Source organism: Planotetraspora sp. GP83 (assembly GCF_041262585.1).
GTDB lineage: Bacteria > Actinomycetota > Actinomycetes > Streptosporangiales > Streptosporangiaceae > JAOEGB01.
In genome coordinates, this window is the sequence record NZ_JBGCBZ010000013.1 from 56,470 (window position 1) to 72,536 (window position 16,067).

The window sequence follows — 16,067 nt, forward strand, 5'->3', positions numbered from 1 at the left end:
CCGGTTCAGGCCCCGGTGACCAGCCAGGCCGTGCCGTACGCGCGGGTGGCGAGGGTGATCATCCGGGCGGCCATCCACACGCCGAGCGCCAGCCACAGCGCGACCAGGCTCCCGGCCATCGCGGCGAACGGCAGGTAGGCGAGCGTGGTCCACACTCCGGCCCAGGCGAGATAGCGCTGGTCGCCGGCGCCGATCAGCACGCCGTCCAGCACGAAGACGATGCCCGCGATCGGCTGTAAGAGCGCCACGGGCCACAGCACGGCCATGAGTTGCGCGGTCACCGCCGCGTCGGCGTCGAACAGGCGCGGGATGAGCGGCCGGGCCAGCAGCACGACGGCGCCGAACAGGACGCCGCAGACGATTCCCCACATGACCATGCGCTTCGTCGCCGCACGAGTGGCCGCCGCGTCCCCGGCGCCGAGCGTGCGGCCGGTGATCGCCTGTCCGGCGATGGCGATGGCGTCGAGGGCGAACGCGAGGAAGGTCCAGATCCGGGCGGCGATGGTGTGCGCCTCGATCTGGTCCTCTCCCATGCGGGTCGCGATCGACGTGGCGACGAGCAGGACGATCTGCAGGCATGCCGTACGGATGACCAGGGCGAGTCCGGCGGTGCCGGCGGCCCGCACACCGGGAAGGTCGGGCCGCAGCGCGGCGCCGTGCCGCCGGGCGGCCCGCACGACCAGCGTGAGATAGACGGCGGCGGACAGCGTCTGGGCGGCGACCGTGCCCCAGGCCGACCCCGCGATCCCCCAGCCCAGCCCCAGGACGAACCAGAGGTTGAGCAGCCCGTTCAGCACGAACGAGCCGACCGACACGGCGAGGGGGGTCCGGGTGTCCTGGAGGCCGCGCAGCACGCCCGTGCCCGCGAGGACCACCAGCATGGCCGGGGTGCCGAGCAGGCTGACGCGCAGGTAGGTGACGGCGAGCGTGGCGAGCTCGCCCGTGGCACCGAACAGGTGTACGATAAATGGCGCAAGAGGCCAGCCCGCCACGCCGATCGCGACGCCGATGACCGCCGCCAGCCACAGGCCGTCGATGCCCTGTCGCATCGCCTGCCTGATGTCGCCCGCGCCGAGCCGCCGGGCCACGGCCGCCGTCGTGCCGTACGCGAGGAAGACGCACAGGCCCACCAGGGCCGTCAGCGCGGCGCTGGCCACGCCGAGAGCGCCGAGCGCCGGATCGGGAAGGTGGCCGACGATGATCGAGTCGGTGAGCAGGAACAGCGGCTCGGCGACCAGGGCCCCGAACGCCGGAACCGCCAGCCGCAGGATCTCCCTGTCATGGGTTCGGCCCCGCCGGTCGTCGCGGCCGGTTCCGGTCGTAAGAGGCATAAGCCTATTTTGCAGCTTACGGTCCCATGCCCGATCGGTATCGGCCTGCCGTGCCGACTTTCTTCCATCCACAGCACGTGGAAATAAAGAGCCCTGGCCAGGCGGGCTTTTCGCGGTGGAGCCCGGCGTTGTCCACAGCCCTGTCCCCAGAGTTCCCACACGTGGCGGGGCGCGTCTGCACACGTTGTCCACAGCGTTGTCAACAGCTCAAGTTGCCGCTTGGTAGCCGGGAGCGCGAAACTGTCGGACCCGGCAGCTACAAGTTGGGGATGCTGGGGCGGCTGAGTTGGGGGGTGTGAAGGTGAGCGTGATCGACTTCCCGGGCGGTCCCGGGGGATCGGACTCGACGTTCGAGCGGACTCCGCCGAGCAACATCGAGGCCGAGCAGTCGGTGCTGGGCGGCATGCTGCTGTCCAAGGACGCCATCGCCGACGTGGTCGAGGTGCTGCGCTCCGAGGACTTCTACCGTCCCGCCCACCAGATCGTCTTCGAAGTCATCATCGACCTGTACGGCCGTGGTGAGCCGGCCGACTCCGTCACCGTCTTCGACGAGCTGCAAAAGCGCGGCGAGGTCGCCCGCGTGGGCGGCGGCGCCTACCTTCACACGCTGACGGCGATCGTCCCCACCGCCGCCAACGCGGGCTACTACGCGAAGATCGTCCGCGAGCAGGCCGTGCTGCGCCGGCTCATCGAGGCCGGCACGCGGATCGTCTCCTACGGGTACGGCGGGCAGGGTGAGGAGGTCGACGACCTGGTCGACCGTGCGCAGGCCGAGATCTACAAGGTCACCGAGCGCCGCACCTCGGAGGACTACCTGCCCCTAGCCGAGATCATGCCGTCGGCGCTCGACGAGATCGAGGCGATCGGCAGCCGCAGTGGCCAGATGGTCGGCGTGCCCACCGGCTTCCAGGACCTCGACACCCTCACGAACGGCCTCCACCCCGGCCAGATGATCGTCGTAGCCGCACGCCCCGCGATCGGCAAATCCACTTTGGGGCTAGATTTCGCCAGATCTGCCGCTATCAAGCATGGAATGACGACTGTCATCTTTTCGCTTGAAATGTCGCGCAATGAGATCACGATGCGACTGCTGTCCGCCGAAGCGCGGGTGAGCCTGCAGAACATGCGGTCGGGCACGATGAGCGACGACGACTGGACCCGCATGGCCCGGAGGATGGGCGAGGTCGCCGAGGCGCCGCTGTTCATCGATGACTCCCCGAACATGTCGATGATGGAGATCCGGGCCAAGTGCCGCCGCCTCAAGCAGCGTAACGATCTCCGGTTCGTGATCGTTGACTATCTCCAGCTGATGAGCTCGCCCAAGAAGACCGAGAGCCGCCAGCAGGAGGTCTCCGAGCTGTCACGTGCCCTCAAGCTTCTGGCGAAGGAGCTCGAGGTCCCCGTCATCGCGATCTCCCAGCTAAACCGCGGTCCGGAGCAGCGCCAGGACAAGCGCCCCCAGGTGTCCGATTTGCGCGAATCCGGCTCCATAGAGCAGGACGCGGACATGGTCATCCTGCTGCACCGGGAGGACGCCTACGAGCGGGAGTCCCCCCGGGTGGGAGAGGCCGACCTGATCGTGGCCAAGCACCGTAACGGGCCCGTGGCGACCGTCACGGTGGCCTTCCAGGGCCACTACAGCCGGTTCGTCGACATGGCGACGCACTGACGGGCGCTCAGGTGGCGTCCATGGTCAGCCGGGACGCGAGCTGTGCCCGCGACGTGATGTTGAGCTTGGGGAAGATGCGGTACAGATGCGAGCCGATCGTCCGCGGTGACAGGTAGAGCCGTTCCCCGATCTCCCGGTTGGACAGCCCCTCGGCGGCGAGCCGGGCGATCTGCAGCTCCTGAGGCGACAGCGCCGGTGACCCGTCGGAGCTCGGCTGCTCGACGCGTTCGCCGGCGGCCCGGAGCTCGGCCTGGGCCTGCGCGGCCCAGGTGGTGGCGCCGATGAGGCCGAGCGTGGTCTGCGCCGCCCGCAGCGGCGTCCTCGCCTCGGTGGCACGGCGCTGGCGGCGCAGCCACGTGCCGTACGCGAGCTGGGTCTTCGCCTTGACGAAGGGCCAGCGGGTCAGGTCCTTGCTGAGGGCCGTCAGGTAGAGCTCCTCGGCCTCGGCGTCGTCCGCGAGCACCGCGCGGGCGTACATCAGATGGACGTGCAGGAGCGGTGAAGTGGTGACGAGGGCGACCTCCTCCAGCTCGCCGATGATGACCCGGGCCTCGTCGTGATTGCCGCTGTGCGCCGCGGCCTCGGCCAGGAACATCACCCGTCGAAGCACTCTCGCTGGTGGTAGCTGGGGTCCGCGCGGTCGAACAGCCGCCGCAGGGCCTCGTACGCCTCGGCGTACCTGCCGGTGGCGGCCCACGCCAGGCCCCTGGCGAGCTGCACGCAGGCCAGCAGGTCGTTGAGGCGCTGCTGGTTGGCGGCGGACTCCGCCGTGGCGGCCATTCGCAGCGCCTGGTCGCCGTCACCGCGTAGGGCCGCCGCGATGGCGTCCTGGACGAGCGAGCCCGTCGTCCAGAGCGGCTGCCCGGTCTCCCCGGCGACCCTGCGGCCGTCCTCCGTCACGGCGGCCGCCCGCTCCCAGTCGCCCAGCAGGAGGTGGTCGTTGATCTGGCGTTGAGGAAGGGCCCGAGGTGGCCGGTGCGCATCGCTCCGATGATCAGGACGGGGCTCTCGTCCACCCGGTGGCCGGCGAACGTGAGGGCCTTATGCGTCTGCGGGTCGAGCCACTGCACGTCGTCGGCGAGGATGGCGATCGGCTGGTCCGCGGCCGCCAGCAGGTTGACGGCCGCCAGGGCGATGAGGAACGGCTCGGGGCGAGGGCCCTCGGCCAGCCCGAAAGCCGACAGCAGTGCGTCGCGCTGGCCGGCGGGCAGCCGGGTGACGGAGCGCAGCAACGGCCGCAGCAACTGGTGCAGCCCGGCGAACGGCAGCGTCGTCTCACACTCCACGCCGACCACGCTGAGCACGCGGTAGCCGTGGGCGCGCGCCCTGGACTCCGCCGTGCTCAGCAGGGCCGACTTGCCGATGCCGGGGTCGCCGAGCAGCAGCAGGACCGCTCCGCGCGGCGGCGTACGATCGATGATCTCGGTCAGCACCTCGATCTCTCGCTGCCTGCCGACGAGCACCCCTGTGGGCATTGGTTCCTCTTCCGAGTGCATCTGATGCACACGACGTTAAAGAAACCACGCGGGACCGGCTTGAGTCAGTTGACTCAATCACCCGACCCGAAAAGCCGCGGATCGGTCGGCACGGGGTCGAACGTCCGGCCGCTCAGGGCGGTGACCTGGCCGGCGGCCCATTCGGCCCACTCGCGCTGCATGGCGGTGAAGCGCAGGCCCCATTCGAGCGCGAGGCTGCCATAGACCGACAGGGCGTCCCCACCCTGGCTGACGGTCTCCCGCAACTCGAGCAGTTGCTCGTGGTCCTGCGTGGCCTCGGCGGCCTGCCGTTCCAGGTAGTCGTGGGCGTCGGCCGGGTCGAGCCGGTCGAGGAAGAACACGCGTAGCAGCATGTCGATGCGCCTGACCGGCTTCGGCTCGACCTCGGTCAGCCAGTGGCGCAGCTCTGCCAGCCCCTCGTCGGTGATCGCGTACTCCTTGCGGCCACGCGGCCCCTCCGCGGCGGCCTTCACCAGACCGGCGTTCGCCAGGCGGCTGAGCTCCGCGTAGACCTGGCTCTGGGTGGCCGGCCAGACGTTCGCGAGGGAGATCTCGAAGAGTTTCAGCAGGTCATAGCCGCTGGCGGGGCCGGCGGCGAGCAGGCCGAGCATGGCGTGGCGGAGGCTCATGCCAGGAATCCTACATTCCTGTATTGACATGTCGCCAGGAGTGGTTCTACGTTCGACATGTCAGTGTTGGAATGTCTAACCGGAGCCCCCGCGTGATCCGCTACCTCCGCACCTTCCTCCCCTGGATCGCCTTCGCCGTCCTCAGCACGAACGGCGAGTAGCCCTCTTCACCGTCCAGTACCCCAAGATCGTCCGCGCCCGCTACGCCGCCTGACAGGAGATGTCCGATGTCCGCCTACTACCTGACCGGCCGGTTCGCACCGGTCCCGGATGAGATCGACGCCCTCGACCTGCCCATCACCGGATCGCTGCCGTCCGAGCTGAGCGGCCGCTACTTCCGCAACGGCCCCAACCCGCTGCCCGGCCAGGACCCGGGCCACTGGTTCACCGGGCACGGCATGATCCATGGAATCCGGCTCAGGGACGGCCGCGCCGAGTGGTACCGCAATCGGTGGGTCCGCACGCGGAGCCTGGAGGGCGCCGAGTTCGTCGGGCCGAACGGCGTCGACCTGACCGCGGTGCGCGCCAACACCCACGTCATCCACCACGCCGGCCGCATCCTCGCGCTGGTCGAGAACGGCCTGCCGTACGAGATGACGGGCGAACTGGAGACGGTCGGGCCGTGCGACTTCGGGGGCAGGCTGACCACGGCGATGACGGCCCACCCCAAGGAGGACCCGATCACCGGTGAGCTGCACTTCTTCGGGTACGGCTTCGCCGCGCCGTACCTCACCTATCACCGCCTGTCGGCGAGCGGGGAGCTGGTGGAGAGCCGGGAGATCCCGGTCCCGGGGCCGACCATGATGCACGACTTCGCGATCACCCGGAACGCCGTGGTGTGGCTGGACCTGCCGGTGGTGTTCGACCTGAGGCTGGCCGGGCGCGGCCTGCCGTACCGTTGGGACGACTCCTACGGCGCGCGCCTCGGGGTCATGCCGCGCAACGGCGGGGATGTGCGGTGGTTCGACATCGACCCCTGCTACGTGTTCCACGTCGGCAACGCCCGGGAAGACGAGCACGGGCGCGTCATCCTCGACGGGATCCGCTACTCCCCGGGGTCGTTCACGGCGCTGTGGCCGCGGATCGGCGGGAGCGTCAACCCGGCAGCCGAGACCGGAGGGTCCGGCCTTTACCGCTGGGTGCTCGACCCCGCCACCGGCGCCGTCGGGGAGGAGTGGCTGGACGACCGCGACGTCGAGTTCCCCACGATCAACGACAGGCACACAGGCCTGGGCAACCGCTATGTCTACACCGCGGCCGGCGACGCGATCGTGAAGTACGACACCGTGACGGGCGGGAGCCAGTCCTTCGGCACGGGCGAGGCCTCGCCGGGGGAGGCGGTGTTCGTTCCCGCCGGTCCGGACTCGGGCTCCGGCCCTGATACCGGCTCCGGCTCCGGCTCCGGCTCCGAGGACGAAGGCTGGCTGCTGTCGATCGTCGGCACGGACCACGGCGCCGAGCTGCTCGTCCTCGACGCGTCGGACCTCAAGGAGGTCGCGTCCGTACGGCTCCCGCGCCGCGTCCCCGCGGGCTTCCACGGGTCCTGGATCCCCGGCGACTGACGAACACGCCCGTCCAGTCGGACGATGTCACGGAAGACCTGCGCCCCTGTGCCCAACCTGAGTGCCCTTGGCGGCATCTAACCTCGCGAGCCGGTCCGACACGACGGGGTGATCACATGGCACAGGCGTCCGCTCTGCTTCCCGGAGACCCTCCGCGCCTTGGGGATTTCTGGCTGGCCGGACGCCTCGGCGCCGGAGGACAGGGGGTCGTGTACGAGGCCTACGACGGCGAGGGCAGACGGGTCGCCGTCAAGGTGCTCCACGGCGACGCGGCCGGCGACCCCGATCTGCGGGTCAGCCTGGGCAAGGAGGCCGTGGCGGCGCAGCGGGTGGCCTCCTTCTGCACCGCCCGCGTGCTCACCGCGGTCCTGGACGGTCCCAAGCCGTACATCGTCAGCGAGTACGTCGAGGGGCCCAGCCTGCGCCGGGCGGTCATGGACGGCCGCCGGTTCGTGGGCGACGACCTGCACCGCCTGGCCACCGCCGTGGCGACCGCGCTGGCCGCCATTCATGACGCCGGAGTGATCCACCGCGACCTCAAACCGGACAACGTGCTGCTCGGCCCGGACGGCCCACGGGTGATCGACTTCGGCTTGGCCCGGACGGAGGAGATGTCACTCACCGCCAGCGGCCTGGTGAGGGGGACGCCGACCTACATGGCCCCCGAAGTCTTCACCGGGCAGCGGGCGGGCGCCCCCGCCGACGTCTTCTCCTGGGGCGCGATCGTCGTCTACGCCGCCAGCGGGGAGGACCCGTTCAAGGGCGACAGCCTGGGCGCGGTCATGCACAGCGTCCTGTCGGCCGATCCCGATCTGGGCGCCCTGCCGGGGTCGCTGCGCGCCCTGGTCGCGGCCGCCCTCAGCAAGGACCCGTCCGGGCGGCCGACCGCCAAGGAGCTTCTCCTCGGACTGGTCAGCGGATTCCACGGCAGCCAGGCCGACCTTCTCACCCTGGGCAGCGCGGAGGCCGGCCTGCTGAGCCGGAACGCCGCGCCGGACCCGGCGCTCGGGACCCTGGCCGAGGACGCCTACGGAATCCTCAGTCCTCCCGAGCGCAACCTGTTGCCCGACGTCTTCCTCAGAATGGTGACCGCCGGGGAAGGCGGCGAGGTCACCGTGCGGCCCGTGCCCGGGGAGGAGCTCTTCGAGGGACGGCCTCCGGAGGAGGAGGCCGCTCTTCACCGGATCCTCGAAGTCTTCGGCTACCTGGTGGTGAGCCGCGGTGACGAGATCGTGCTGGCACGGCCCGCCCTGCTGCGCGCGTGGCCCCGGCTGCGCGCGTGGGTGGACGACGAGCGCGAGGGCCTCGCCGTACACGGCCAGATCCGTACGGCCGCTCGGCAATGGCAGACCCACGGACGGCGGGACGGCGACGTCTTCCAGGGCAGCCGTCTGGAGACGGCGCTGCGCTGGGCCGCGACCGGCCGCCGTCACCTCACGCTGAACAGGCTGGAGCGCGACTTCCTCGACGCGTGCAACTCGGCCACGCGACACCGTGCCAGGCGGCGCCGCCTGGTGAGCGGCGTCCTCGCCGGACTGCTCGCCGTCGCCGTCGTGGCCGGGGCGACAGCCGTACAGCAGAGCAGAGCCGCCTCCGCGCAGCGTGACCTGGCTGTCGCGGGGCATATCGCTGCGGGAGCGGACACGCTGCGCACGTCCGACCCGGTGCGGGCCATGTTGCTCAGCGTCGCCGCCTGGCGGCTGGCCCCCTCGATGGCCACCCGATCGGCTCTGGAGAACTCCTGGGCGCAGCGCGAACGCAGCGTGTTCACCGACCCCCAGACGAGCGGGCAGACGGTGCGGCTGCTGGCCCAGGACGGGCGCAGGCTCGTCAGCGTGACGCCCACGAGCGTGCGGATCTACGACCTGCGGACCCGGAAGCGGATCGGCGGCTGGGACGATCGCTCGATCGGTGGGGGCGAATTCCTGGACGCCGCCCTCAGCCCCAGCGGACGGTTCCTCGCCGTGGTGGCGGGAGGTGCCATCCAGGTGTGGGACACGACCACCGGCCGGCCGGCGAGTGCGCGGTTCAACCTGGTCGATCCGAACTTCTTCACCGGAGTCGATTTCGCGTTCGGCGACCGGTATGTCATCGTCGGCCAGGGCGACGGCGCCACGTTCTGGGACACCCGTACCGGTGCGCGGTTCACCCCCTCGGAAGGCGCCATCGACGCCGCCTTCAGCCCTGCCGGCGACATGGTCGCCACCGTCGACACCCAGACGCGGTTCCACCTGCTGCGGCTTCCCGGCGGCGCGCCGGTCACGCATTGGGAGGGATACAGCGCGTGCCCCAAGTCCGGGCAGGCGGTGGCGATCAGCCCTGACGGGCGCACCTTGGCCTGCGCTGGGCGCACCACCATCGAGTTCGTCGACCTGCGCACCGGCCGGTCGCTCCTTGAGGCCCCGCCTTGGGGATGGGACTGGAACGGCGGCCGGATCTTGTTCAGCCCGGACGGTCGCTTCCTCGTCGCCGGCGGCCCGAAGAGCTTCCAGCTCATCCGGGTCTCGAACGGCGAGAGCCTGCTGACCTACCGCACCTCCGCCGACGCGGTGGGCTTCGACGGCACGACCCTGCGCTACCTCGTCGACGACACCGTGGTCGGCCTCGACGTCTCCGACCTGACCCAGCCCGTACGGCTGCCGCAGACGACACCGGAAACGGCGATGTTCAGCCCGGACGGCAGGCTCGTCGCGACCCATGAGGCGGACTCCCATGTTCTGGCCCTGTGGGATGTCTCCAGGCGCCGACCGGCCGGCCCCCCGCTGCGGCTGACGGCGGGAGACAACGGCCACTACCCGGCGTTCAGCCGTGACGGCCGGCTCATCGCCGCCATCGACGGTGCGAACGCCGAGACTGTGCGCCTCTGGGAGACGGCGAGGCACACGCAGGTGGCCAAGATCGATCTTCCCGACAACTCGGATGCGGGCTCCGTGGCCATGAACGCCGACGGCAGCCTTCTCGGAATTGGGGCGAGCATGATCGCGGATGACAGCGGCTCACGGGAACGCCTGCTGGTGTGGGACGTGCGTCGCCGTCACTGGCTCCGGGCGATCGACCTCCGAATGCCTGCCGACGTGGTCTTCCGTCCGGGCAGCGCGATGGTGGCACAGGCGGACGGCTCCGCCAACCGGCTCATCGACCTCTCCACTGGGCAGGCGACCGGTCCCGTGTTCGGCTCCGGAGGGCTGGGGGCCGACGTCCGCGCGCTCGCCTTCAGCCCCGACGGGGCGACCATGGCGGTGGGCGACTATTCCGGGCGGATCGCGTTCTGGGACCTGCGCACCGGCCGAAGGCGGGGGCCGATCTTCCGGGCGCACCTGGTCGACGGCGTCGGAGAGATCGTCTTCTCGCCCAGGGGCGACGTGGCGGCATCCATCGGCAGGGACCACGCCATACAGCTCTGGGACGCCGCGACCCCGCGCAAGCTCGGTCAGCCGATCACCGGAGGAGGGGCGGACATCCTGTCGGCCGCGTTCGGCTCGGGCGGCTCCGTCCTCCGCACCCTGGACGTCGGAGGCGTCCTTCGGGAGATCTCCATCGATCCCGAGCGGGCCGCCGCCACGGTCTGCGCCCGGGCGGGGCGGACGTTGACCGAGGCCGAGTGGGCCCGGGACCTACCCGGCGTGCCGTACCGGGACGTCTGCCACGAGTCCGCCCCGTAGGACGCGAGATCACGCCGGGCTGGTGGAGAGCCGCTGGGCCAGGATCCGGGCGCGAGCGAGCTGGACCTTGCGGGCCTCACCGGAGGCGTAGCCGATGAGGAACCAGGGGGCCGTCATGTCGAGGCGGTCGTCGACCCGGGTGCCCGTGCCGTCCGGCGTGAGGCTGAAGCGGTAGGCCATCCGGATGCCGCCGGGGCTCCTGACCTCGCCGTAGACGGACAGACCATCGGTGTGCAGGGCGACTTCGATGGCGTTGTCGTGCGTGATGCCGCTCTTCCACCACCACCCCGCGAGGAAGCGGAAGCGCTCGATGGCGGTGTACCGGATCACTCCCGGCTCGGAGCGGTCCACGTCCCTGACGGCGACGACGATGGGTGACAGGCCGACGTAGCTTTCCGGGGTGGTGAGGTGCTCGAACACCTTCTCGGAAGGGGCGTCGACGTGGAACGTGTGGGTCAGCAGCCTCTTCGCCACCTGGGCCTCCCGGCATGGAGCATGATCTATCCCCGGAATTCTGGCACCCGGCCGGTCACCTGGGGACAGACGATCATGACCAGCGGAACATCCGGGCGGCGGCGGCACCGGCCACGAGGGCCCAGCCCGCCAGCACGGCGAGGTGGAGCGGCTGCGCGGCGTGGCCCGCCATGGTGTCCCTGAGCGCCTGGCCGAAGGCCCCCGTCGGGGTGAAGTCGCTGATCCGGCGCAGGACCGAGGGCATGAGGTCGCGGGGAAGCCACATGCCGGCGAAGAACAGCAGCGGGAACATCACCGCCGCGCCCACGCCCTGGATGACCCGCGAGTTGGGTGCCACGGCCGCCAGATACAGCCCGATGGAGAACAGTGCCACCGAGCCGAGCAGGAAGACCTCCGCGAACGCCGGCAGCGCTCGCGGAACCGGCACGTCCAGGACCAGGTGGCCCAGTGTCAGGGTGAGGGTCGTCGCGACGACCGCGACCACCGCGTTGATCGCCAGTTGGACGGCCAGCAGGGTCCACGGCCGGACGGGAGTCGTGGACATCCGCCGCAGGACGCCCCGCTCCCGGTAGACGACCAGCACCGCAGGAAGCGAGGTCAGGGCCAGCGTCGCGACCGAGAGCAGGACCATCATGCCGGGCAGTTGCGTGTCCACGACACGCTGGCCGCCGAGGGACGGATCGGGATCCCGGAATCCGGGGATCGACGCGCCGAGGACCAGCAGGAGTGCGACGGGGAAGAACACCGCGAAGAACACCGCGACGGGCTCGCGCAGGAAGAGCTTCGTCTCGACGAAGGCCAGCTTTCCCAGCCGGGCCGCCGGGGTGCGCGTGATGGTTGCCATGAAAGTCTCCTGGGTCTGAGAGGCGGGTCTGGGAGGTAGGGCTAGGAGGCCGGGTGGCCGGTGAGGGCGAGGAACGCGTCGTCGAGGGTGGTCCGCTCCATGCGGAGGCCGGACATCTGGGAGGCGGGCAGCGCGGCCACGACCGCGCCCAGCAGGCCGGCCGTGCCGGTGACCACGACCTCGTCGCCGTCTCGGGTGACGGCCGCCACCTCGGGCAGCGTCTTCAGGGCTGCCTTCAGCACGTCGATGGGGGCCGAGGTCCGGAAGGCGATCCGCTGTTCGCCCCCGACCCGGGCGACCAGGCCCGCGGGCGTGTCCACAGCGAGCACCCGGCCGGCGGAGATCACCGCGACCCGGTCGCAGAGCCGCTCGACCTCCTCCATGAAGTGGGTGACCAGCACCACCGTCACGCCCCGCTCCCGCACCCGCGAGATGAGGTCCCAGGTCTCCCGGCGCGCCTGGGGATCAAGGCCGGTCGTCAGCTCGTCCAGGATCGCTATCCGCGGATCCCCGACCAGGGCGAGCGCGATCGACAGCCGCTGCCGCTGCCCGCCGGACAGCTTGGCGAAAGCCGTACCGGGATCGAGGCCGACCTCGTCGAGCAGCGCGTGCCAGTCGGCGGGGCGGGAGTAGAACGAGGCGTAGAGGTCCAGCGCCTCCCCGACCTTGATCTTGTCGGGCAGCGAGCAGTCCTGGAGCTGCACGCCGACCTGCTGTTTCAGGTCGGTCTTCACCTCTATCGTCCCGGAGGTGGGGACGCGGAGACCGGCGACGCACTCGATCGTGGTCGTCTTGCCGGCGCCGTTGCGGCCGACGATCCCGAAGATCTCCCCCTCCTCGACGGAGAACGAGACGTCCTCGACCGCCACCCGCGTGCCGTACGTCTTGCGGAGGTTCCGTACCGTGATGATTGCCATGCCGACGACGCTAGGTATCGGCGTGACCGCCGGGAATGCGGCTGAAGACCCAGTGGGGGGTGCACCTATCCCCACCCCAGCCGGGTGGCTGCGGCCACTGTGCGACCGGGCCGTGCCGTTCCACACTGGGCGCATGAACCGACGAACGGCTGTGGCGGTGGCACGCGGCCTCGCCCTGTTCTCCTTGGCGTTGCTCGGGCAGCTCGTGGCTCTCGTGGTGCTGGCAGGCGTTCTGCTCAGCTTCATCTTCGGGTTGGTGTTCCTCTTCCCGCCGGCGGTACGGCTGGCGCGGGCGATGGCGAGGCTGAACCGGCGTGTGATCCGCGAGTGGGGCGGGATCGACGTGGAAGAGCCCTACCTCCCGCCGCCCCCACCGCCGAGGCCGCAGCGCGACGGCTGGTACCGGGAGGGTCGCTCGCTCTACAAGACGCCCATGATCCCCGCCTTCAACCTGCGGCTCAACTGGCTGCTCAAGGACCCGGCCACCTGGCGCGACCTCGCGTTCCTCCTGCCGGGCGCGTGGGTGGGCGGCCTGCTCGCCGGGGCGCCGCTGCTCCTGGTCGTGCTCGGGGTGGCGCAGCTCGCGGGGGGCTCCGTCCTCGGCCTGACCTGGCTCGTTCTGGCCGTGGTGAGCGCACCCTGGTACGCCCCGTGGGCAGTGCGCGCCTATGGGCTGGTCGCCCGCGCGCTGCTCGGCCCCACCGAGAAGGCCCGGCTGGCGCGCCGGGTGAGCACCCTGGCGAGGGCCCGAACCGAGGTCGCCGACTCGCAGGCCGCCGAGCTGCGCAGGATCGAGCGAGACCTGCACGACGGCGCCCAGGCGCGGCTGGTCGCGGTCGGCATGACGATCGGCGCGGCGGAGCAGCTCATGGAATCGGACCCGGCCGCCGCGAAGGCGCTGCTCGCCAAGGCGAGGGACGCCTCGTCGGACGCCCTCCAGGAGATCCGGCGGCTCGTGCGCGGCATCCATCCGCCGGTGCTGGCCGAGCGCGGGCTCGGCGACGCCGTACGGGCCATGGCCCTGGACAGCCCGCTGCGGACGCATGTCACCATCGACCTCACCGCGAGGCCCGACGCTCCCCTGGAGTCGGCCGCCTACTTCGCCGTGAGCGAACTGCTCACCAATGCCGCACGGCACGGTGACGCGACGGAGGCCTGGATCGACCTGAGCCACCACGGCACGGCCCTGCGGATCACGGTGACCGACGACGGCCAGGGCGGCGCCGACCCGTCGAGGGGCACCGGCCTCACGGGCATCGAGCGCAGGATCGCCGCTTTCGATGGAGTCCTCGCGCTGAGCAGCCCGGCCGGGGGCCCCACCACCGTCGTGATCGAGCTGCCGCGCGCCTTCGAGGTGCGGCGGCCGCCGATTCCCAGGTGGCGGACGGTCACGATGGCCCTGTGCTGGACCCTGTGCTGGATTCCCATGATCCCGCAGGGATTCGTCACGATGGGCTTCAAGCTGGCCGGATCGTCGGAGAAGGCGTGGTTCCTCGCGCTCTACCTGCCTGAGCCCTTCCAATGGCCGGTGATCGTCGGCATGATCGCCCTCGGGGCCACGATGCTCACCGTCGCCTCGGTCCTGACCGCGCAGCACAAGGAGCGGCACAGCGAAGCGGGGGCCCACGAGTGCGAGTAGTGCTGGCCGAGGATCTGCACCTCCTCCGGGAGGGGCTGGTCCACCTGCTGCGCGCGCACGGCTGCGAGGTCGTCGCGGCGGTCGAGTCCGGCCCCGAGCTGCTCGACGCCCTGGTCAGGGAGCGCCCCGACGTCGCGATCGTCGACGTACGGCTCCCGCCCACGTTCACCGACGAGGGCCTCCAGGCGTCCCTGGCCGCCCGGCGGCGGATCCCCGGGCTGCCGATCCTCGTGCTCTCGCAGCACGTCGAGCAGCTCTACGCCCGGGAGTTGCTGGCCGACGGCACGGGCGGGATCGGCTACCTGCTGAAGGACCGGGTCTTCAATGGCGAGCAGTTCATCGACGCCGTCCGCCGCGTGGCCGCCGGGGGGACGGCGATGGACCCGGAGGTCATCGCCAAGCTCCTGGTCAGCAACGCCCGCAACGAGCCCGTGGGCCGCCTCACCCCGCGCGAGCGCGAGGTGCTCAAACTCATGGCGGAGGGCAGGTCCAACGCCGCGATCGGCCAGCGGCTCTATCTGAGCGACAGCGCGGTCGGCAAGCACACGGCGAGCATCTTCGCCAAGCTCGGTCTCGCCCCCTCGGATGACGACAACCGCCGCGTGCTGGCCGTGCTCGCCTTTCTCAACGGCAGGTAGCGCCCTTCGGTGACACACTGAGACGGATCGGGACGGCCGATTCTGTCGGTCCCAGGAGCTACCTTTCGAGTACAGGCACGGCTCGCGCAGGGCGGCAAGGGTCAGGGGGTCAGGGTGAAGTTCCAGGTGAACCGCGATGTTCTCGCCGACGCGGTGGCGTGGACGGCCCGCGTGCTACCGGGGCGCCCGGCCGTCCCCGTGCTCGCGGGCCTGCTGCTGGAGGCGACCGACGATCTGCGCGTCTCCGCGTTCGACTACGACGTGTCGGCGCGGGCCGAGGTCGAGGCCGACGTGGCCGAGCCCGGCCGCGTGCTGATCCCGGGCAGGGTGCTCGCGGAGATCACCCGCAGCCTGCCCGGCCGGCCGGTCGAGATCGTCAGGAGCGGTTCGGAGGCCGTCCTGACGTGCGGCAGCGCCGAGTTCGGGCTGCTCACGATACCGGATGAGGACTTTCCGACCATGCCAGCCATGCCGCCCAGGATCGGCGCGGTGGGCGGGGGTGTCTTCGCCACCGCCGTCGGCCAGGTCGCGACCGCCGCGAGCCGGGACGACACGCTCCCGATGCTGACCGGCGTCCGCATCGACATCGACGGCGTCCAGGTCTCGATGGCCGCCACCGACCGCTACCGGATCGCGGCCAGGGACTTCCTCTGGCACCCGGAGCGGCAGGACGAGCGGCACGCCGCGATGGTGCCCGCCCGGGTGCTGGTCGAGGTGGCGCGCTCGCTGCGCGGCGGCGAGGTCGCGATCGGTCTCGGCGACAACGTGGCCGGTTTCGAGAGCCAGGGGCGGATCACCACCGTGCGGCTCCTGGACGACCAGTTCATCGACTACCGGTCACGGCTTTCGGAGAGCTGGGCCATCCACGCCGACCTGGAGGTCGCCCCCTTCGTCGAGGCCATCAAGCGCGTCACGCTGGTCGCCGAGCGGAACACGGCCGTCCGGCTCACGTTCTCGCAGGGCCAGGTGCTGATCCAGGCCGGAGGCGGTGAGATCGGCCGCGGGGCCGAGGTCATCGAGGCGGAGCTCGACGGCGACGACATCCAGATCGCCTTCCAGCCCCACTTCCTGCTCGACGGCCTGGCCGGCGTGGAGACCGAGCGGGTCCGTCTCAACATGGACTCGCCCACCCGTCCCGCGTTGATCGCCAATGAGGGAGACGACCCCGACTTCCGCTATCTCGTCATGTCCCTCCGCCTCGCCTGA

14 protein-coding genes are annotated in these 16,067 nt (G+C 70.8%); 6 read left to right on the forward strand and 8 right to left on the reverse strand.

Features of this window, described 5'->3' with window-relative positions; all coding sequences use genetic code 11:
• Nucleotides 1–5 precede the first annotated feature (5 nt).
• On the reverse strand, nt 6–1,331 hold the full coding sequence (locus ABH927_RS19365) for an MATE family efflux transporter (protein WP_370023453.1): 1,326 nt from the start codon (nt 1,329–1,331) through the stop codon (nt 6–8).
• Nucleotides 1,332–1,632: 301 nt separating this feature from the next.
• On the opposite strand from ABH927_RS19365, the gene dnaB reads away from it, so the two are divergent.
• Entirely contained in the window at nt 1,633–3,000 is a 1,368-nt protein-coding gene (dnaB, locus tag ABH927_RS19370; RefSeq protein ID WP_370023455.1) for a replicative DNA helicase, read from the forward strand.
• Nucleotides 3,001–3,007: 7 nt separating this feature from the next.
• On the opposite strand, the gene ABH927_RS19375 is transcribed toward dnaB, so the two are convergent.
• From ABH927_RS19375 to ABH927_RS19390, 4 genes are all read right to left on the reverse strand, one after another.
• Nucleotides 3,008–3,610 carry a LuxR C-terminal-related transcriptional regulator gene (locus ABH927_RS19375; protein ID WP_370023457.1) on the reverse strand — a complete coding sequence of 201 codons (603 nt, stop codon included), beginning with the start codon at nt 3,608–3,610 and terminating at the stop codon, nt 3,008–3,010.
• Nucleotides 3,595–3,900 carry a hypothetical protein gene (locus tag ABH927_RS19380; RefSeq protein WP_370023459.1) on the reverse strand — a complete coding sequence of 102 codons (306 nt, stop codon included), beginning with the start codon at nt 3,898–3,900 and terminating at the stop codon, nt 3,595–3,597. Before ABH927_RS19380 ends, ABH927_RS19375 begins: the two co-directional genes overlap by 16 nt.
• Nucleotides 3,897–4,475 carry an AAA family ATPase gene (locus tag ABH927_RS19385; RefSeq protein ID WP_370023461.1) on the reverse strand — a complete coding sequence of 193 codons (579 nt, stop codon included), beginning with the start codon at nt 4,473–4,475 and terminating at the stop codon, nt 3,897–3,899. Before ABH927_RS19385 ends, ABH927_RS19380 begins: the two co-directional genes overlap by 4 nt.
• 74 nt (nt 4,476–4,549) lie before the next feature.
• Nucleotides 4,550–5,125, reverse strand: coding sequence for a PadR family transcriptional regulator (locus ABH927_RS19390; protein WP_370023463.1), 576 nt, complete (start codon nt 5,123–5,125; stop codon nt 4,550–4,552).
• A gap of 227 nt (nt 5,126–5,352) precedes the next feature.
• On the opposite strand from ABH927_RS19390, the gene ABH927_RS19395 reads away from it, so the two are divergent.
• Together ABH927_RS19395 and ABH927_RS19400 are read left to right on the forward strand one after the other, a co-directional pair.
• Nucleotides 5,353–6,687 (forward strand): carotenoid oxygenase family protein, encoded by a 1,335-nt coding sequence (locus ABH927_RS19395; protein ID WP_370023465.1) that lies wholly within the window; start codon nt 5,353–5,355, stop codon nt 6,685–6,687.
• 116 nt (nt 6,688–6,803) lie between these two features.
• A complete protein-coding gene (locus ABH927_RS19400; RefSeq protein ID WP_370023466.1) occupies nt 6,804–10,349 on the forward strand; it encodes a protein kinase domain-containing protein in 3,546 nt (1,181 codons plus the stop codon).
• 9 nt (nt 10,350–10,358) lie between these two features.
• Here the strand turns inward: ABH927_RS19400 and ABH927_RS19405 are convergent, their stop codons facing one another.
• The 3 genes from ABH927_RS19405 to ABH927_RS19415 all read right to left on the reverse strand — a co-directional run bounded on the left by ABH927_RS19405 (nt 10,359) and on the right by ABH927_RS19415 (nt 12,584).
• Entirely contained in the window at nt 10,359–10,823 is a 465-nt protein-coding gene (locus ABH927_RS19405; protein WP_370023468.1) for an SRPBCC family protein, read from the reverse strand.
• Nucleotides 10,824–10,896: 73 nt separating this feature from the next.
• Nucleotides 10,897–11,667: an ABC transporter permease gene (locus ABH927_RS19410; protein ID WP_370023470.1), complete on the reverse strand. Its 771-nt coding sequence runs from the start codon at nt 11,665–11,667 to the stop codon at nt 10,897–10,899.
• Between the two features lie 41 nt (nt 11,668–11,708).
• The gene (locus ABH927_RS19415) at nt 11,709–12,584 is read right to left on the reverse strand and encodes an ABC transporter ATP-binding protein (RefSeq protein ID WP_370023472.1); all 876 of its coding nucleotides are present in this window, start codon (nt 12,582–12,584) and stop codon (nt 11,709–11,711) included.
• A gap of 133 nt (nt 12,585–12,717) precedes the next feature.
• On the opposite strand from ABH927_RS19415, the gene ABH927_RS19420 reads away from it, so the two are divergent.
• The 3 genes from ABH927_RS19420 to dnaN all read left to right on the forward strand — a co-directional run bounded on the left by ABH927_RS19420 (nt 12,718) and on the right by dnaN (nt 16,067).
• Nucleotides 12,718–14,223 (forward strand): histidine kinase, encoded by a 1,506-nt coding sequence (locus tag ABH927_RS19420; RefSeq protein ID WP_370023474.1) that lies wholly within the window; start codon nt 12,718–12,720, stop codon nt 14,221–14,223.
• Entirely contained in the window at nt 14,214–14,861 is a 648-nt protein-coding gene (locus ABH927_RS19425; protein ID WP_370023476.1) for a response regulator, read from the forward strand. Before ABH927_RS19420 ends, ABH927_RS19425 begins: the two co-directional genes overlap by 10 nt.
• Before the next feature lie 114 nt (nt 14,862–14,975).
• Nucleotides 14,976–16,067: a DNA polymerase III subunit beta gene (gene dnaN, locus ABH927_RS19430; protein ID WP_370023478.1), complete on the forward strand. Its 1,092-nt coding sequence runs from the start codon at nt 14,976–14,978 to the stop codon at nt 16,065–16,067.